This window comes from Nonomuraea montanisoli (assembly GCF_013363975.1).
Taxonomy (GTDB): Bacteria; Actinomycetota; Actinomycetes; order Streptosporangiales; family Streptosporangiaceae; genus Nonomuraea; species Nonomuraea montanisoli.
Window position 1 is genome coordinate 329,955 of sequence record NZ_JABWGN010000007.1, and the last position, 17,992, is coordinate 347,946.

The following is a 17,992-nucleotide window of genomic DNA, read 5'->3' on the forward strand; positions in this document are numbered from 1 at the left end:
CGGCTACCGGCTGGGAGGCATCGTCCGGCAGCATTGGAGTCACCATGGAGATCCTCGTTGCTGTCATTGCCTTCGCCGGTGCTCTCCTCGCCGCGATCGCCACGGGCGCCCTCGTGCGCCGGTTGCGTGAGGAGGTCGAGGGGTGGCTGATCGCCTGGACCGTCGCGGCGGTCGCGCTCTGCCTCTCCCTCGCCATGATCGGCCTCGGCTGCCTGACGGGCTTCGGCCCCGTCACGTTCAAGCTCTACCAGCTCACCGGATCGCTGCTGGCGCCGCTCTGGCTCGCCGTCGGCCTGGTCCAGCTGCTGGCCGAGAAGGCGCCGCCGAAGTTCGCCGCCTGGCTGTTCGGCGTCGCGTTCACGATCGTGGCGGGCGTCATCCTCATCGCCGACCCGGTCATCGACGGCGACAGCATGTCCAAGGTCCTGCCCCCCGGCAACGGGCACTGGGGGCTCATCCCCGACTACCTGCTCATCGGTGCCCACGTCGTCGTGACGGCGCTCGTCCTCGGAGCGCTGGTCGTGGCCGCGCTGCGGTGGCGCAACGGCGACGAGTACGACACCGACAACCTGCACGCGGTGCTGGTCGTCGTGCCGTCCTCGCTGGCCGTCCTGGGCGCGATGCGCTTCGCCGTGCCCGCGTTCTTCACGGTCGCGCTGCTCGTGGTGGCCGCCGCCGGCATCTGGTACTGCGTGCTGCGCCCGCTGGCCCCGTACGAGGACGACGAGGACGAGGACGACTTCGACGGCGCGGACGTCCGCGACCGGGGCACGGACCCCGGCCGGGTCGAGGGCGGGCGCGCGGGGGGCCGCCGGGCCGCCCGGCACGGCGGCGAGCCGGGCCTGGCCGCGCGCCCCGGCGCGCGGCCCGAGCCCCTGGGCTCCGCCCCGGCCACGGGCTCCATGGCCTCCATGGGCTCCATGGCCGACGCGCCGCCCACGCGGCCGTCCAGGCGGGCGACGGGCCTGGGAGACCTGGTGGCCGAATACCGGGCGGGCGACCGCGAGCCGGGCTTCGGCGGGCGCGCAGGGCCGCCCGAGGAGGGTCCCTCGACCGGCTACATCATGAACGGCCGGCACGGCGGGACGGACCCCGGCTTCGGCGACCTTCGCGACGACCCCGGCCGGCGCGACGACTTCGGAGGCTTCGGCCGCCCCGACGACTTCGGCCGGCGTGACGACTTCGGGGGCCGCGACGACTTCGGAGGTTTCGGCCGTCCCGACGAGCCCGGCGGTCCCGAGGGCTTCGGCCGCTCGCGCGAGGACCTCGGCGGTCCCGAGGGCTTCGGCCGGTCCCGCGACGACCTCCGCGACCAGCGCGGTGACCTCGGCATGCCGCCGGGCGACCTCGGCATGCCGCCGGGTGGCCCCGCGACCGGCGCGCTCTTCTCCGGCGCCGAGCTGTTCGGCGGCGGCCAGCACGCCGGCCAGGGCCCCCAGCGCCACGCCCAGCAGCCGCCCCAGCCCCAGGCCCAGGCGCAGCCCCAGCCCGGCTCCGGCAAGCCCTCACCGAGCATCTTCGGCCTGCTGACCGTCTTCACACTCATGGACGGCTCGGGCGAGGCGTTCGACCGGCTCGCCGAGCAGACCGTCGAGGCCGTGCGCCGCGGCGAGCCCGACACGCTCGTCTACGCCTGCCACGCCGTGAAGTCCGCCCCGCTCCAGCGCATCGTCTACGAGCTGTACCGCGACGAGGTCGCCTACCGCGACCACCAGCGCCAGCCGCACGTGGAGCGGTTCGTCAACGACCGCCAGAACATGGTGCTGGCCACCAACGTCATCGAGCTCAACGTCAATGCCGCCAAGGTGGTGCCCCTGCCCACGGTGATGTTCTAGGGGCCGTTCGCGGGGCTCAGGCCAGGGCCGCGCGCAGGCGGTCCTCCGAGACGCGCCAGAAGTCGTGCTGGGTCCCGTCGACGAGTGTGACAGGAATCATCTCGCCGTATTTCTCCCGCAGCTCGGGGGAGGTGTCGATGTCGACCTCCTCCCACGGCACGCCCAGCTCTCCCGCGACTCTCGCGATGACCTCGCGCGCGTCGTCGCAGAGGTGGCACCCCGGGCGGCCGAGCAACGTGATGCTGTGCATGGCCCCCACCGTAGCGTCCCGAACCGGCTGACTTTGTGCGTCGGTTCACAAAAGGATTAACCTGAAAGGCGGTTCGATTCACTCACGCGGCCGACGGCCGCCCGTTCCCTGGAGCTCCGGCACGTGAAGAGCCCGTCCCAACCCCGTGACCGGGGCATCCCCGACGCCACGGTGGCCCGGCTTCCGTTGTACCTGCGGGCGCTGCACGGGATGGCGGAGAAGGCGATCGCCACGGTCAGCTCCGAGGACCTCGCCGTGGCCGCGGGGGTCAACTCGGCCAAGCTCCGCAAGGACCTCTCCCACCTCGGTTCGTACGGCACCCGCGGGGTGGGCTACGACGTCGAGTACCTCGTCTACCAGATCTCCCGCGAGCTGGGCCTGACCCAGGACTGGGCCGTGGCCATCGTCGGAGTGGGTAACCTCGGCCGTGCGCTCGCCAACTACGGCGGTTTCGTCTCCAGGGGCTTCCGCGTCGCGGCCCTCATCGACGCCGACCCCGAAGTGGTGGGCGACGACATCGCGGGGTTGAATGTTGAGCACATCGACGAGCTAGAGGCCGTCATCAAGAGGCGCGGGGTCTCCATCGTGGTTCTGGCGACACCGGCTGCGGCGGCGCAGGAAGTGTGCGACCGTGTCGTGGCGGTGGGAGTGACCAGCATCCTCAACTTCGCTCCCGTCGTGCTGTCAGTGCCGGACGGCGTCGATGTCCGTAAAGTCGACCTATCAATTGAATTGCAGATCCTTGCGTTCCATGAGCAACGCAAAGCTGGGGGGCCGCTGATGGCCGTGGACAGCCAGTGAGCATTCTGGCGATCGGACTCAGCCACCGGACAGCGCCGGTGGCCATGCTGGAGCGCGTCTCGCTCACAGGCGACGCGCTCGTCAAACTCCTGCACGACGTGCAGCAGGACGCCTGCGTGGCGGAGGCCATGGTGGTCTCGACCTGCAACCGGGTCGAGGTCTACACCGCGGTCGACCGCTTCCACGCCGCCGTCACCTCGGTGTGCGACCTGCTGAGCGTCCATACGGGCGTCGCCCCGGAGGAGCTCAAGCCGCACCTGTACGTCCACTACGAGGAGCGTGCCGTCGAGCACCTCTTCTCCGTGGTGTGCGGCCTCGACTCGATGGTGGTGGGCGAGGGCCAGATCCTCGGCCAGGTGCGCCAGGCGCTCAAGCTGGCCCAGAAGCAGGGCACGGTCGGCGCCGTGCTCAACGAGCTGACGCAGCAGGCGCTGCGGGTCGGCAAGCGCGCCCACACCGACACCGACATCGACCAGGCCGGGGCGTCCCTGGTCAGCGCGGGCCTGGCGCTGGCCGGCGAGCTGCCCGGCCGGCGGGCGCTGGTGATCGGCGCGGGCTCGATGAGCTCGCTGGCCGCCACCACGCTGGCCCGCGCCGGCGTCGCCGACATCGTGGTCGCCAACCGCACCTTCGAGCGCGGCAGGCGGCTGGCCGAGTCGGTCGGCGGCAGGGCGGTGGAGTTCTCCGCGGTTCCCCGAGAGCTGGCGGCGGCCGACATCGTCATCACCTGCACCGGCGCCGGCCACCACCTGGTCACGCCCGAGATGCTGACGCGCGGCGCGTTCCTGCTCGACCTCGCGCTGCCGCACGACATCGACCCCGCCGTGCGCTCCGTGCCCGGCGTCACGCTGGTCGACCTGGAGACGATCCAGGAGTCCGGCATCGGCTCCCGCGAGGGCGACGCCGTACGGTCGGTGCGTGAGCTCGTCTCCCAAGAGCTCACGGCCTACCTCGACGCCGAGCGGGCCGCCAAGGTCACCCCGACCGTCGTCGCGCTGCGCGGCAAGGCCGCGAGCGTGGTCGAGGCCGAGCTGGGCCGCCTGATGATGCGCATCCCCGGCCTCGACGCCAAGACGCGCGACGAGGTCGCCCTGACCGTGCAGCGCGTCGTGGACAAGCTCCTCCACGAGCCGACCGTGCGTGTCAAACAGCTCGCCACCTCACCAGGGGGCGATCATTATGCCGAAGCTCTGCGGGAGCTGTTCGATCTCGATCCGTCGATGCCCGAGGCCGTGAGGGAGGTGGAGCTGTGACGTTGCGGCTGGGGACCAGGCGCAGCCTGATGGCCACCACGCAGTCCCAGATGGTCGCCGACGCGTACACAGCGCGCACCGGCCGGGCCGTCGAGCTCGTCGGCGTCACCACCTTCGGCGACGTCAGCAAGGCCCACCTCGCGCAGCTCGGCGGCACGGGCGTGTTCGTCAGCGCGCTGCGCGACAAGCTCATGGAGGGCGAGATCGACTTCGCCGTCCACTCGCTCAAGGACCTGCCCACCAAGCAGGACCCGCGGGTGACGCTCGCCGCGATCCCCGCCCGGCACGACCACCGCGACGCGCTGGTCGGCCGGCTCCGCTTCGCCGACCTGGCGCCCGGCGCCAAGGTCGGCACCGGCTCGCCGCGCCGCGTCGCCATGCTGCGCGCCATGCGGCCGGACCTCGAGTACGTCCCGATCCGCGGCAACGCCGACACCCGGATCGGCAAGGTCACCTCGGGCGAGCTCGACGCCGTCGTGCTCGCCTCGGCCGGCCTGACCAGGATCGGCAGGACCTCCGAGATCTCCCAGATCTTCGAGGTCGAGGAGCTGATGCCGGCCCCGGGACAGGGCGCCCTCGCCGTGGAGTGCCTGTCCGACCGGGACGACCTGATCGACTTCCTCGCCGTCCTCGACGACCCGCGCACCCGCTCCGCCGTGACGGCCGAGCGGGAGGTGCTGGCCGCCCTGGAGGCGGGCTGCTCGGCCCCCGTGGGTGCGTTCGCCCACGATGACGGGCAGACTCTCAACCTGACCGCCCTGGTCGTCGCGCTCGACGGCCGCCGGGCGGTCCGCAAGTCCACCGCCGGCTCTCCCTCGGAGGCCGTGTCTCTCGCCCGCACGCTCGCGGACGAGATGATCTCCGAGGGGGCCGACAGATTGATGGGGGAGCATTCCCATTGAGCCCCAGTAGTCCAGCCTCCGGCTTCGTCGCCTTCGTCGGCGCGGGCCCCGGCGATCCCAACCTGCTCACGCTCCGCGGCGCAGAGCTGCTCGGCAAGGCCGACCTGGTCGTGCTCGACGAAGACCAGTACGGCCCGCTGTTGCGCCACTGCCGCGAAGGCGTCGAGGTGGCCTCGGGCGACCTCGTCACGCACGCCAAGGCGGGCCGGTTCGTCGTGCGCTTGTGCGAGGGCGATCCGATGCTGTTCTCCTCGGTCGCCGAGGAGGTCGCCGCGTGCTCCGCGGCGGAGGTGGACTTCGAGATCGTCCCCGGCGTGCCGCCCGCGACCGCCGTGCTCACCTACGCCGGCATCCCGCCGGCGACCTCGGTGCCCGAGTTCCGCGTCGTGGACGCGGCCGAGGACCAGGACTGGTCCTCCCACGCCGCCTGCCCGGGCACCCTGGTGATCTACAACGGCATCGGCGAGGCCGTGCCCATCGCCAAGGCGCTCATCGCCGGCGGCAAGCCCGACTCCACGCCCGTGGCGGTCAGCAGCGGCGGCACCACCACCGAGCAGTACACCGTGGTCTCCTCGCTCGGCAGGCTCCAGGCCGACCTCAAGCACGCCGGCTTCACCGAGCCCGCGCTCATCGTCGTGGGCGAGGCCGTCGGGCTGCGCGACAAGCTGTCGTGGTTCGAGACCAAGCCGCTGTTCGGCTGGCGGGTGCTCGTGCCGCGTACCAAGGAGCAGTCCAGGAGCCTGTCGGAGCAGCTCGTCTCCTACGGCGCGGTGCCCGAGGAGGTGCCGACCATCTCGGTCGAGCCGCCCCGCACGCCGCAGCAGATGGACCGCGCCATCAAGGGCCTGGTCACCGGCCGCTACGAGTGGGTGGCCTTCACCAGCGCCAACGCCGTCAAGGCGGTGCGCGAGAAGTTCGAGGAGTACGGGCTCGACGCGCGGGCCTTCGCCGGGCTCAAGGTGGCCGCCGTGGGCGACGCCACCGCGCGGGCGCTGGTCGAGTTCGGCGTCAAGCCCGACCTGCTGCCCTCGGGCGAGCAGTCGTCGGAGGGCCTGGTGGCCGAGTGGCCGCCGTACGACTCCATGCTCGACCCGATCAACCGCGTGCTGCTGCCGCGCGCCGACATCTCCACCGACACGCTGGTGGCCGGCCTGACCGAGCTGGGCTGGGAGTGCGACGACGTCACCGCGTACCGGACCGTGCGGGCGGCGCCGCCTCCCGCGCCGATCCGCGAGGCCATCAAGGGCGGCGGCTTCGACGCCGTGCTCTTCACGTCGTCGTCCACGGTACGCAACCTCGTCGGCATCGCCGGCAAGCCGCACAACGTCACGGTCATCGCGGTCATCGGGCCGCAGACGGCGAGCACGGCCGAGGAGTTCGGGCTGCGCGTCGACGTGATGGCCGACAAGCCGTCAGCCTCGGCCCTCGCGGCCGCACTGGCCGAGTACGGCGCCAAGCAGCGTTCGGCCGCGCTGGCCGCCGGCGAGACGCCGCGTCGGCCGTCCCAGAACCGCCGAGGAGCCAGGAGGAGAGCCAAGTGAGTGCCGAGTTCCCGACAGCCCGCCCCCGCAGGCTGCGGCGCACTCCCGCCCTGCGGCGGATGGTGGCCGGCACGAGACTGCACCCGGCCGACCTCATCCTGCCGATGTTCGTGAAGGAGGGCATCGACGAGCCGGCGCCGGTCCAGTCGATGCCCGGGGTGTTCCAGCACACCCGCGACTCGCTGCGCAAGGCCGCCCACGAGGCCGCCGAGGCCGGTGTGGGCGGCGTGATCCTGTTCGGCATCCCGGCCGTCAAGGACGCGCGCGGCTCGGCGGGGGACGACCCCGACGGCATCCTGCAGCTCGCGCTGCGCGACGTGGCGTCCGACGTGGGCGACGCCCTCGTGGTGATCGCCGACACGTGCCTCGACGAGTTCACCGACCACGGCCACTGCGGCATCCTGACCGAGTCCGGCGACGTCGACAACGACGCCACGCTGGAGCGCTACGCCTCCGTCGCCGTCGCCCAGGCCCGGGCCGGGGCGCAGATGGTCGCGCCGAGCGGCATGATGGACGGCCAGGTCGGCGCCATCCGCGCGGCGCTCGACGCCGACGGCTTCTCCGAGCTGCCGATCCTCGCCTACACGGCGAAGTTCGCCTCGTCCTTCTACGGCCCGTTCCGCGACGCCGCCGAGTGCGCGCCGCAGTTCGGCGACCGCAGCACCCACCAGCAGGACCCCGCCGGGCCGCTGGAGGAGGCGCTGCGCGAGGCGCGGCTCGACCTGGCCGAGGGGGCCGACGCTGTCATGGTCAAGCCCGCTCTGGCCTACCTGGACGTCATCAGGCGCTTCCGCGACGAGATGGACGTGCCGGTCGCGGCCTACCAGGTGAGCGGCGAGTACGCGATGGTCGAGGCGGCCGCGGCCAACGGCTGGATCGAGCGCGACAGGATGATCATGGAGTCGCTGGTGTCGATCAAGCGGGCCGGGGCCGACCTCATCCTCACCTACTGGGCGACCGAGGTGGCGCGCCGTCTCTAACGTGGGGGTTTTCCGCCGTGTCGTGTGGCCAGTGCGATAAACTGTGACAACTAGTGCTGGTGTGTCCCGCGTGAGCCCTTGTCGAGAAGCCAGGCCAGGAGCCGGGATCGCTTCAGGCACGATGCGACGGGAGACACCATGGTGGGGGCACCTCTGACTCGGCGTACCAGAAAACGGTCGCGGCCGTCCCGGATCGACTCCGTGCTCGGCTACGCGGCCCTGGGGTGGCCGAGCGTGCCGGGTGCCTATCCGCTGCGAGAGGGCGCCCGGGCGTGTTCCTGCGACCGGCTCGGCTGTCCCGACCCCGGCGCCCATCCCCTCTCGCCCGCCTGGCAGCTCCAGGCCACGACCGACACCGCCCAGCTCACCCGCTGGTGGAGCCTCGATCCCGAGGCCAACGTGATCCTCCCCACCGGCCGCGTGTTCGACGTCTTCGACGTACCCGTCACGACGGGGCTCACGGCCCTGTCCCGGATCGACGACGCGCAAGCGCACTCGGGCCCGGTCGCCGCGAACGGCGACCGGGTCCTGTTCTATGTGGCCACCCGCGGCAACCCCGACGACGAGGACGAGTGGTGGTCCTGCCACCTCGACTGCGACCCGGCCACGATCGACGACACGCCGGGGCTGCGCTGGCACTGCCGTGACAGCTACGTCCTCGCGCCGCCGTCGCTGCTGCCCAGCGGGCAGTCCGTGACGTGGCTGCGCCCGCCCGACGGCCGCCCGCTGCCCGACCCGCTGCGCGTGCTGGAGTTCCTGGACGACTGAGGCCCCGTCCCGCGGCCGATCGAGCCGCCGCCCGGCTCCCGAACCGCCGCCCGGACGCCGCCTGGGTCCTGGACGGCTATCTGAGCGCGTCCGCCGGCTCCATCCGGGCCGCCCGCATCGCGGGATACAGCCCCGCCAGCAGGCCCACCAGGGCGCCCGCCACCGGCGCCGCGATCGCCAGCCGCGCGTCCAGGAGCGGCGTCCACTGCTTGGCCGCCGAGACGGCGACGACCGCGACCACGCCCACGCTCGCCCCGATGACCCCGCCCGTCAGCCCGATCAGCGTCGACTCCAGCAGGAACTGGGCCGCGATGTGCCGCCGGGCCGCGCCGAGCGAGCGGCGCAGGCCGATCTCGGCGACCCGCTCCATGACCGTGACGAGCGTGACGTTGGCGATGCCGACCGCGCCGACGAGCAGCGACACCAGGCCGAGGATGAGGAAGAGCGCGTTCACGTCCTCCTGAGCCTGGTCCCTGGCCCTGGTCGGGCTGGGCGGCGCGACCACCTGGAGCATGTCGCCGTTGCCCGGGCTGAGCGCGGCCGGCGCCTGGCGGGTGATGAGCGCCGCGGCGCCCAGGTCGGTGTTGACCAGCACCCTCGACACCTGGCGCAGCCCGAACCGGCGGCCCGCGGTGGGCGGCACGATGACGGCGGAGCCGAGGTTCCGCTCGCGGCGCAGGTCGCCGAGGACGCCGATGACCGTGTACGCGTGCCCGTTGATGAAGATCGCGGGCGCGGGGTCGAGCCGGGTGACGCCGAGCAGCCTGGCCGCCTGGTCGCCGATGACCGCGACCCGGTCGCCGCGCCGGACGTGCCCGGCGTCGTAGAACCTGCCCCGCACCATCCGGCCGCGGAGGGCCTCCGGCAGCCCGGTGGACGCGGCCAGCACGCTCAGGCTCTGCGTGGTGACCCGGGCCGGGTCCACGAGGTCGTTGGAGCGTACGGGCAGGTTGGCTCCGTCCTTGCCCTCGGCCAGCGCGGCGGCGGAGACCACGCCGCGCAGCCGGGTCAGCCGGTCGATCGCGTCCCACTCCACCAGCGGGACGTGCTCCGTCTCCGGCACCTCGACCGTGATCGCCGTGGCCACCAGCTCGTCGAAGCGGCCGACGATCTGGTTGCCGGCGGTGGCGGCCACGCCGAGCGTGACGACCAGCGTGGTGATGCCGAGCACGGTGCCGAGCGTGGTGAGCGCCGAGCGCACGGGCCTGGCGAGCATGCCGGCGACGGCCTCGCCGACCAGGTCGCGTACGTCCATCACTCCTCCAGCAGGGTGCCGTCGGTGATCCTGACCCGCCGCCCGGCGCGCGTGCTGACCTCCTGCTCGTGCGTGATGACCACGATCGTCATGCCCTGCGCCCGCAGCTCGTCGAACAGGCCCAGCACGGCCTCGGTGTTGCGGCTGTCGAGGTTGCCCGTCGGCTCGTCGCACAGCAGCAGCGACGGGTTGCCCAGCAGGGCCCTGGCGATGGCCGCGCGCTGGCGCTCGCCGCCGGACAGGCGGCCGGGCCGGAAGTCCACCCGGTGCGTGAGGCCGACGCGTTCCAGCGCCGCCAGGGCCCGTCCGCGCCGCCCCGCGCGCGGCTGCCCGGTGTAGATCTCGGCGAGCATGACGTTCTCCACGACGCTGCGGTGGGGGAGCAGGTGGAACGACTGGAAGACGAAGCCGATGCGCTGGCCGCGCAGCCGGGTCCGGTGCTTCTCGCGCAGCGTCGTGGTCTCCGTGCCGTCCAGCCGGTAGTGGCCCGAGGTGGGCCGGTCGAGCAGGCCCAGCACGTTGAGCAGCGTGGACTTCCCCGATCCGGAGGGGCCGACGATCGCCAGGTAGTCGCCCCGGCCGACCCGGAGCGAGACGTGCGACAGGGCGCGGACGGGCGGCTGGGAGGGGAAGTCGCGGCACACGTCCGCGAGCTCGATGACGGGCCGGGTGTCGATGGGCCGGCCGGCGACGGGGCGCTCGGTGACCTGGTCAGGCAACGCCGACCACCACCCGGTCGCCCTCCTTGAGCGCGCCGGTGACCTCGACGTTCCCGTCGGCGGTCAGGCCCGTGCGCACCTCCACGTCCTTCGTCCGGTCGGTGGCGTACTCGACGCGGACGCGGGCCTTGCCGTCGGCGGAGGTGACCACGGCGGCCACCGGCACGACGAGCACCGGGTCCTCGGTCGCCCCCACCGTCACCCTGGCCGTCACCGCGCCGCCCGCCAGGGCCTTGAGGCCCTTCGAGGAGCCGGGCGTGATCACGATCGGCTGCGATCCCGCCGGCGGCACCACCTTGCCCGGCAGCCTGGCCTTCTCGCCGAAGGCGGTGAGCGTCGCCGGGTACGTCCTGCCCGTGTCGGGCTCGATGGTCGCCCGCATGCCCTCGCGCAGCAGCTCCGCCTCCGCGGTCTCGACCGATCCCGTCACCATGAACGTCGAGCCGGTCACCGTGGCGACGTCGTTCTCGACCGTCTGCCCGGCCTTGATCGAGGTCTTGCGCACCCGGGCGGGCAGCTTGGGCAGGAACACCACCTCGCCGGGCGGCACGGTGACGCCGTAGGAGCGCGCGAACTCGGCCAGCATCGACCGGGCGGCGGCCAGGTCCTTCCCGGCGTTCGCCACCTTGAGCCGGGTCGGCGAGAGGTGCCTGGCCTGGCGCAGCGCCTGCTCGGCCGTGACCACGGCCTCCTGTGCGGCGCGCACGGCCTTGCGCAGCTCCCTCAGCTTCGCCGTGCGTCCTTCGCGCGCCTCGTCGAGGGCGCGCTCGCGGGTCTCGCGGGCCGCCGCCAGGTCGGCGCGGGCGTTGGCCACCTTCATCTCCAGCAGGCTCGTGTCGGTGCTCTGCTGGGGCGTGGGGACGGGCGCGGGCGTCGTGGACGACGAGGCGGTGGCCTCGGGGGCGACGGTGGGCCGGGCCGTGGCGGCTTCGAGCGTCTGCTCCGCTTCGAGCAGCCGCTCCTCCGCCGCCCGCTCGGCCGCGTCGGCGGCGGCCAGCTTGGCGTCGTCCTCGGGTGTCAGCTCCCGTGCCCCGGCCTCCTCCAGCATGGTCCGCGCCGTCCTCAGGTCGGCCCTGGCGTTGGTGAGCTTGAGCTTCAGGGGGAGCACGTCCCGCCCCTCGTCGAGGGTCTTCTTCTCGGTCGCCAGCGTCTCCTGGGCCGTCTGTACGGCCTTGCGCAGCGTGTCGTACGTCTGCCGGTCGGTCAGCGTCGGCTGCTGGGCCTCGTAGCCCTTCTTCTCGTACAGCTTGGTGACGGCGGCGATCGTGGCCCGGTCGAAGACGCCCGAGACCGGGACCCTGTGTCCGAGCCGGCCCAGCGCCCGCTGCACCTGCTCGACGTCGTCGCCCTTCGTGCCGGGGGTCATCGTGCGGTGCATGGGGACGGTCCCGCGCAGCGCGAACACCGGGCGGCCGTTGACCTCCATCAGCACCGCGCCCTCGGCCAGCCGGCCGCGCCGGGGGGCCCGGGTGACTCGCTGCTGCTCGGACGTGCCGCCGACCGCCCCGGCCAGGCTGATCGGCAGCGGTGAGCCGTACTCCAGCGTGCCGCTGACCACGACGGTGCTGACGAGCTTGCGGCGCTCGACGGCGGCGGTGACGAGGGAGGGCTTGGGGGCGGCGCGCCGGGCCGCCTCGTCGGCGGGCGAGCGCAACCGGGTGCTCACCGCCCAGCCCAGGGCGGCGACGAGCACGACGCCGGCGACCACGCCGGTGAGGAGCTTGCGAGAAGACGGCATGGTCACATGGGGAAGCGGTCGTTGACCTGCTGGCTGATCGCGGTCTCGCGGGGTGCGTAGGCGGCGTAGAAGTCCTTGCCGCACTCCAGGTCGTCGAGCGCGGCCTTGATCTCCTTTTCGAGGTACGGCTTGGCCTCTTCGGGGGTGAGCTCCGGCGAGAGGTAGTTCGGCTCCTCGCCCTTCTTGGCCTTGGGCATGGATTGCGCCTCCTCCGGGTGCTGCTCCCGGCCCTGCCTGTCCTGCTGCTCCAGGAAAGAGATGTGGCCCCGCACCGCCATCTTCGACGGCGCGGTGTCGGCCACGGAGTAGCCCTTGTTCTTCAGGCAGGTGGCCATGGCGCCGGCCAGTTCCACGAGCCGCGGGTCACTGTCGAGTTCGCTGGTGACGGCCTTCTTCCGGGCGGCGTCACGCTGCTGGAAGTAGTCCATGCCGGACTTGATGGTCAGGCCGAGGACCTGCTTGGCCGCCGCGGCCTGGCAGGCGTCCGACGCCTTGTGGAATGCGTCCAACTGGGCAGGGGAGAGCTTGGACTGGATCTTCAGGTTGGGGTCGGGATGGGCGGCGTCCGATTTTTCCCTCTCGCGGCGGAATTCCTCGGGGTAGACGTACGCGGGGTAGACGCCGAACCCGTTCTTCTCGCGGTCCTTCCGCATCGCCTGGTAGTCGCCGGAGGAGATCTTGCGGTCCTGCTCGGTCTCCTTCCTCGGCGGGCCCGCGTACGGAACGTACTTGAAGCCCTTCTGCTTCATGCAGTCGGCCTTGACCGATTCGAGCTGCTGCTTCTTGTCGGCGGCGGCGGGCGTGCTCGCCGCCGCGGCCGGGGCCTTCTCGGCGGCGCCCCCGCAGCCGCCGAGGACCCCGGTCACGACGATGCCGAGAACGGCGTAAGCCAGACGTGATCGTTTGAGCATGGCGGGAACCATACTCTGTGGAACGGAGTATGGTCAATCCAGGCAATGCCTCCGCTGTCGGAACGGCGCGAAGGCGCAGGCCAGGGTCAGCAGGATGAGCAGGCCCCAGTAGGCCAGGTGCTGCCTGGTCAGCTCCTCCTTGTGCAGGACCAGCTCCGCCGAGGTGACGAGCAGGTAGAGGCCCGAGGCCAGCGCCCAGCGCAGGTCCCGCGCCAGGTACGCGCCCATCACGGCCAGCCCGCAGACCGCGATCTCCACGGCCACCCTGCTCAGGCTCAGCGGGTACGTGGTGTCGTCCGGCATCCACGACGGCCCGGCCCAGGCGGCGGCCACGACCACGGCCCACCACCACCATGACCGGGCCCGCACGGGCCGCCGGCGCCAGGCGAGCGCCAGCAGGCCCGACACCACGACCGTGTACCCGGTCGCCACGGTCAACGGGCTGCCGAACTGGAACAGCATCTGGTGGGTCAGCGCCGAGGGCGACACCGGGAGCAGGGTGATGCCGAGCGCCTGCCAGCCGCCCGCGAGCGCGACCGCCTTGACGGCGACGACGCCGGTGAGCGGGATCGCCGTGCGCACCCACCCCCGCAGGGTCGCCAGCAGCGCCAGCGCCGACAGCGCCGTCCACAGGGGCAGCGACCCCGCGTACGGCAGCAACACGGCCAGGTTCGCCACGGCCACGGCCGTGACGCCCAGGTGCAGCCCATCGGCCCACGCGCTGCCCCGCGCCTGGTGGATGATCCGGCTGCGGACGCCGCCCAGGAGCAGGCCCCACGTCTCCCGGAGCTCGGGGAACGAGCGGCCGGGGGCGGCGGACTCCAGGAGGACGTCGAGCAGCTCGTCGCCGTGCGCCGCGCGGTACTTCCTGGGATAGGCGAGCAGCAGCCTGCGGTAACGCCGTTCTAACGCCGTCATGCGCCCGAGGGCCGCAGCACGAGGGAGGCGGCCTCCTGCATGCGTCTCGCCTCGGCCTCCACGAGCGCCGCGCCCTCGTCGGTGATCCTGAAGTAGCGCCGGTTGCGGCCGTTGACCGTCTCCTCGCGGTCCACCGTGATCACGCCGCGCTCGTTGAGGCGTTCGAGGATGCCGTACAGGGTGCCGACCGAGGGCTGGACCCGGCCCCCGGAGAGCTCCTTGATCGACTTGCTGATCGCGTGTCCGTGCAGCGGGCCGGCACGCAGGGCGGCGAGCACGAAGTACATCGGCTCGCTGACTTCCGAGGTTCCTCTGGGCATGAGGCGAAGCTAGTCCGTTGAACGTAGCGTCGGCAACGTCGCGGGCGGGTCAGCGGCCCAGCAGCATCGGCACGTACACCAGGTTGACCAGGGTGTGGATCAGGATGACCGCCCAGATGTTGCGGTAGCGCGCCCACAGGTAGCCCTGCATGAGCCCGAACACGCCCTGGAAGGCCACGATGCTCGCCACGCCGAGCACGGGCGCCGCGGGCGGGATGTGGGTGGTGTGCAGGAACGCGAACAGCAACGACGACGCCATGACGGCCGGCCACCGGCCGTACAGCGCCTCCAGCCGGGTCTGCAGCCAGCCCCGGTAGAAGATCTCCTCCAGCACGCTCGCGGTGAGCAGCGTGACGAGCGAGGCCACGGCGAGGGTGACCGGGTCGGGCAGGTCCTGGCTCAGGGGCGCGGCCAGCGGGCTGACCTGCGCCAGCAGGAACCACGCGACGACCGCGGGCAGCGGCGCGAGCCAGGTGACCGGCGCGGGGATCGCCCTGGCCCTGGGGCCGTCCCCGCGGAACACCCGGAAGACGACCAGCGGGAGGACCAGCAGCAGCAGGACCTTGGCCGGCGGATACAGCAGGCCCGTGCCGGCGCGCGCGAACGGCGCCACGCACGCGAAGAGCACGGCCGCGGCCACGAGCGCCCACGCCTCCCTGAGCAGCCGGTCCCTGGGCAGCCCGGCCAGCGGCGCCGGCGGCTCCCTCCTGGGCGGCACCAGGCGGGCCAGCGCCATCGCGGCGAGCGGCGGCAGCGCGGCGCCCCACAGGGAGAGCTGGGACGCGCCGGGGTCGGCGGAGTGGGCCACGCCGGTGTGCCCGGTCGCGATCAGCCCGGCGTACGCCGCGGCGAAGGCCGCCAGGGCCAGACCGGTGAACAGGCCGGTGGACGTGGTGCGGGATACGGACATGGTCACGGTAGTGATCGTCGCGGACGCGGTGGCGGGTGTCCTCCTCTCACGGGCCGATCATGTCTACATATTTCGGAGTATGAGGAAAGGGCCTTCCGGGGGCACCACGACCCCCCGCGACTAACCTGGAGCGCGTGAGCCGTACACAGAAGTCCGAGGACCTGTTCAACCGCGCCCGCGCCCTCGTGCCCGGAGGCGTCAACTCGCCGGTCCGCGCGTTCGGCGCGGTCGGCGGCACCCCGCGTTTCATGGCGTCGGGCGAGGGCCCCTACGTCACGGACGTCGACGGCAACCGCTACGTCGACCTCGTGTGCTCCTGGGGGCCGATGATCCTCGGCCACCGGCACCCGGCCGTCGTCGAGGCGGTCTCGCAGGCGGTCTCGCGCGGCTTCGGGTACGGCACGGCCACCGAGGGCGAGGTCGAGCTGGCCGAGGAGATCGTCGGCCGGGTCGGCCCGGTCGAGCGGATCCGCCTGGTCAGCTCCGGCACCGAGGCGACGATGAGCGCGGTGCGCCTGGCCCGCGGCTTCACCGGCCGCTCCAAGATCATCAAGTTCGCGGGCTGCTACCACGGCCACGTCGACGCGCTGCTCGCCTCGGCGGGCTCCGGCGTGGTGACGTTCGGGCTGCCGGACACGCCGGGCGTCACCGGGGCGTCGGCCGCCGACACGATCGTCCTGCCGTACAACGACGTCGAAGCGGTGGAGGCGGCGTTCGCGGCGGCCGAGATCGCCTGCGTCATCACCGAGGCGTGCCCGGCCAACATGGGCGTCGTGCCGCCGCGCGACGGCTTCAACGCGCGCCTGCGCGAGCTGTGCACCGCCAACGGCGCCCTGCTCATCATCGACGAGGTCCTCACCGGCTTCCGCGTCTCGGCCGCCGGCTGGTACGGACTGGACCCGGTCGAGGCCGACCTGATGACGTTCGGCAAGGTCATGGGCGGCGGGCTGCCCGCCGCGGCCTTCGGCGGCCGGGCCGACGTCATGGCGCACCTCGCGCCGGAGGGGCCCGTGTACCAGGCCGGCACGCTGTCGGGCAACCCGCTGGCCGTCGCCGCCGGCCTGACCACGCTGCGGCTCCTGGACGACGCCGTCTACGCCAAGGTGGACGCCGCGGCGCTGGGGCTGGGCCGGGCCGCCTCGGAGGCGCTGGCCGCCGAGGGCGTGCCGCACCGGCTCCAGCGGGCGGGCAACCTGTTCTCGATCTTCTTCACCGACGCCGACGTGACGGACTTCGACCAGGCCCGCACCCAGGACGTCTCCGCCTACCGGGCCTTCTTCCACGCCATGCTCGACCAGGGCGTCTACCTGCCGCCGTCGGCGTACGAGGCGTGGTTCCTGTCGGCGGCGCACGACGAGGAGGCCCTGGGCCGGGTGGCCGAGGCGCTGCCCATCGCCGCCAAGGCCGCCGCCGCGACCCGGTAGGCCGAGGTCAGGGGGTGAGCGGGCGGTCGATCCGGTACACGTAGTGGGCGGGGTCGTCCACCGGGTTGTCCGGCTCCAGCTCGCCCTCGCCCACCCGGCGCAGCCCCGCCTTCTCCAGCGCCCGCCACGACGCCCGGTTGGCCGCGACCACAGGCACCATGACGGCGCTTGCCCCGGGATGATCCGCCCAGGTCGCCGCGACGACGGCGCGGATCATCGCGGGCCCGAGCCCGCGCCCCGTCAGCTCGGGCTCGCCGATCAGGTAGTCGATGCTCATCGCCCCGCCGGGCACCTCGACGACGCCGGACAGCTCGGTCAGGTACTCCGGGTAGTCGGCCAGCCGGCAGCGCTGCACCAGCCCCAGCGGCCGGCCCTCGAGCAGGACGAGCAGGTCCTCCGACGGCTCCTCACCTCGGGCGGCGGGGCCGAAGTCGCGCTCGACCGCCTCGGGCGACGTCTCGTGGTTCCACCAGCGGGCCACGTGCGGTCGGGCCAGCCACCGGCCCAGCAGGGGGAAGTCCCGCTCCTCGACCCGGCGCCAGGTGATCATCGTGCCTCCTCGGGGGGAGGGTAACTCTCCTCCCGAGGAGGCCGCACGCGGTTTTCGGGTGCGTCAGGAGACCTTGGAGCTCGGGGCCAGCCAGGTGTTGCACGCCTTCGGCGCGGTGGCGCGGAAACCCTTGTCGAGCCAGGCGGCCATGTTGCTGCCCTTGCCGTGGTCGGACGCCTTGGTCCACTCGTCGCCGCTCTCCCGGGTCACGTCCACGAGATCGTCCCAGTCGGCCTCGTCGCGGCCGAGCGACTCCCAGACGCTGCCGACGAAGACGCCGCTCAGGCATTCGGCCTGGAGCTCGTAGCGCCGGATCTGCTCGTTGAGCTCTTTCTTGCCCTTGTACGGGTAGTAGTCGAACGCCCGGGCCATGCCGGTGAGGTTCTGAATATGGTGCCCATATTCGTGCGCGGCGAGCTGCATGAGGGACACGCCCTCGGGGTCGGAGAGCGTGTCCTTGTCGAGAAGGACGAGGAAGCGCCGCTCCTTGTCGCAGTATGTCGCGGCCGTGTACTTGCCCCACTTGTGGCCGCAGTATCGCCGCGGCTTGGTGATGAAGCCGATTCTCGACTTGCTGAACGGCATGCCGGCGCGCTTGAAATGAGCCCCCCACGAGGTGTTGAGGCAGTCCAGCACGGCGGTGAGGTAGCGCTTGGCGGAGGGGACGTGGTTGTCCTGGAGGTCCCGCTCGCGGCACTCGCCCGGTTCGAGCGCGCCGGTGCCGTACAGCTTGTTCTTGGTGAGGTCGGGCTCTCTGATGGGGTAAACGGACGCCTGGGCCGTACCGGAGAGCAGCAGGGAGAAAAGCGTGCATGCCACAACAAGGGGGGTTAACCGCATGGGCGGCATCTTAGCCACAAAATGACCTTGGCTGCCGCCAATATCCGGGCCGCGGCTCTGGGTGAATGAATGGCTAT

18 protein-coding genes are annotated in these 17,992 nt (G+C 72.4%); 8 read left to right on the forward strand and 10 right to left on the reverse strand.

Translation table 11 applies throughout. The features are described from left to right. Nucleotides 1-44: 44 nt before the first annotated feature. Nucleotides 45-1,835 carry an antibiotic biosynthesis monooxygenase gene (locus HTZ77_RS19855; RefSeq protein ID WP_175591101.1) on the forward strand — a complete coding sequence of 597 codons (1,791 nt, stop codon included), beginning with the start codon at nt 45-47 and terminating at the stop codon, nt 1,833-1,835. 16 nt (nt 1,836-1,851) lie between these two features. On the opposite strand, the gene HTZ77_RS19860 is transcribed toward HTZ77_RS19855, so the two are convergent. Then, a complete protein-coding gene (locus HTZ77_RS19860; protein WP_175591102.1) occupies nt 1,852-2,085 on the reverse strand; it encodes a glutaredoxin family protein in 234 nt (77 codons plus the stop codon). A 123-nt stretch (nt 2,086-2,208) separates the two neighbouring features. On the opposite strand from HTZ77_RS19860, the gene HTZ77_RS19865 reads away from it, so the two are divergent. From HTZ77_RS19865 to HTZ77_RS19890, 6 genes are all read left to right on the forward strand, one after another. Beyond that, nucleotides 2,209-2,886: a redox-sensing transcriptional repressor Rex gene (locus HTZ77_RS19865; protein ID WP_175591103.1), complete on the forward strand. Its 678-nt coding sequence runs from the start codon at nt 2,209-2,211 to the stop codon at nt 2,884-2,886. Further along, nucleotides 2,883-4,139, forward strand: coding sequence for a glutamyl-tRNA reductase (locus HTZ77_RS19870; protein WP_175591104.1), 1,257 nt, complete (start codon nt 2,883-2,885; stop codon nt 4,137-4,139). Before HTZ77_RS19865 ends, HTZ77_RS19870 begins: the two co-directional genes overlap by 4 nt. Beyond that, a complete protein-coding gene (hemC, locus tag HTZ77_RS19875; protein WP_328808663.1) occupies nt 4,136-5,041 on the forward strand; it encodes a hydroxymethylbilane synthase in 906 nt (301 codons plus the stop codon). Before HTZ77_RS19870 ends, hemC begins: the two co-directional genes overlap by 4 nt. Further along, a complete protein-coding gene (locus tag HTZ77_RS19880) occupies nt 5,038-6,582 on the forward strand; it encodes a bifunctional uroporphyrinogen-III C-methyltransferase/uroporphyrinogen-III synthase (RefSeq protein WP_175591105.1) in 1,545 nt (514 codons plus the stop codon). The genes hemC and HTZ77_RS19880 overlap by 4 nt, the downstream gene beginning before the upstream one ends. Beyond that, nucleotides 6,579-7,562 (forward strand): porphobilinogen synthase, encoded by a 984-nt coding sequence (gene hemB / locus HTZ77_RS19885; RefSeq protein ID WP_175591106.1) that lies wholly within the window; start codon nt 6,579-6,581, stop codon nt 7,560-7,562. The genes HTZ77_RS19880 and hemB overlap by 4 nt, the downstream gene beginning before the upstream one ends. A gap of 138 nt (nt 7,563-7,700) precedes the next feature. Next, the gene (locus tag HTZ77_RS19890) at nt 7,701-8,330 is read left to right on the forward strand and encodes a bifunctional DNA primase/polymerase (protein WP_175591107.1); all 630 of its coding nucleotides are present in this window, start codon (nt 7,701-7,703) and stop codon (nt 8,328-8,330) included. A gap of 76 nt (nt 8,331-8,406) precedes the next feature. On the opposite strand, the gene HTZ77_RS19895 is transcribed toward HTZ77_RS19890, so the two are convergent. The 7 genes from HTZ77_RS19895 to HTZ77_RS19925 are packed head-to-tail and all read right to left on the reverse strand — an operon-like array spanning nt 8,407 to nt 15,101. Then, complete coding sequence (locus tag HTZ77_RS19895; RefSeq protein WP_175591108.1) at nt 8,407-9,585, reverse strand: ABC transporter permease; 1,179 nt, start codon at nt 9,583-9,585, stop codon at nt 8,407-8,409. Continuing rightward, nucleotides 9,585-10,304, reverse strand: a complete 720-nt coding sequence (locus HTZ77_RS19900) for an ABC transporter ATP-binding protein (RefSeq protein ID WP_175591109.1) — start codon at nt 10,302-10,304, stop codon at nt 9,585-9,587. The genes HTZ77_RS19895 and HTZ77_RS19900 overlap by 1 nt, the downstream gene beginning before the upstream one ends. Then, a complete protein-coding gene (locus HTZ77_RS19905; protein ID WP_175591110.1) occupies nt 10,297-12,042 on the reverse strand; it encodes a peptidoglycan-binding protein in 1,746 nt (581 codons plus the stop codon). Before HTZ77_RS19905 ends, HTZ77_RS19900 begins: the two co-directional genes overlap by 8 nt. Nucleotides 12,043-12,044: 2 nt before the next feature. Further along, nucleotides 12,045-12,953: a hypothetical protein gene (locus HTZ77_RS19910; RefSeq protein WP_175591111.1), complete on the reverse strand. Its 909-nt coding sequence runs from the start codon at nt 12,951-12,953 to the stop codon at nt 12,045-12,047. Between the two features lie 33 nt (nt 12,954-12,986). Then, a complete protein-coding gene (locus HTZ77_RS19915; RefSeq protein ID WP_175591112.1) occupies nt 12,987-13,871 on the reverse strand; it encodes a hypothetical protein in 885 nt (294 codons plus the stop codon). After that, nucleotides 13,868-14,191 carry a PadR family transcriptional regulator gene (locus tag HTZ77_RS19920; RefSeq protein WP_175591113.1) on the reverse strand — a complete coding sequence of 108 codons (324 nt, stop codon included), beginning with the start codon at nt 14,189-14,191 and terminating at the stop codon, nt 13,868-13,870. The genes HTZ77_RS19915 and HTZ77_RS19920 overlap by 4 nt, the downstream gene beginning before the upstream one ends. A gap of 49 nt (nt 14,192-14,240) precedes the next feature. Further along, entirely contained in the window at nt 14,241-15,101 is an 861-nt protein-coding gene (locus HTZ77_RS19925) for a CPBP family intramembrane glutamic endopeptidase (RefSeq protein WP_175591332.1), read from the reverse strand. 134 nt (nt 15,102-15,235) lie between these two features. Here HTZ77_RS19925 and hemL point away from each other — a divergent pair, with 134 nt between their 5' ends. Beyond that, complete coding sequence (gene hemL, locus HTZ77_RS19930; RefSeq protein ID WP_175591114.1) at nt 15,236-16,525, forward strand: glutamate-1-semialdehyde 2,1-aminomutase; 1,290 nt, start codon at nt 15,236-15,238, stop codon at nt 16,523-16,525. Between the two features lie 7 nt (nt 16,526-16,532). Here the strand turns inward: hemL and HTZ77_RS19935 are convergent, their stop codons facing one another. Further along, entirely contained in the window at nt 16,533-17,075 is a 543-nt protein-coding gene (locus tag HTZ77_RS19935; protein ID WP_175591115.1) for a GNAT family N-acetyltransferase, read from the reverse strand. Nucleotides 17,076-17,138: 63 nt separating this feature from the next. Continuing rightward, on the reverse strand, nt 17,139-17,894 hold the full coding sequence (locus HTZ77_RS19940; RefSeq protein WP_175591116.1) for a neutral zinc metallopeptidase: 756 nt from the start codon (nt 17,892-17,894) through the stop codon (nt 17,139-17,141). Nucleotides 17,895-17,992 lie beyond the last annotated feature (98 nt).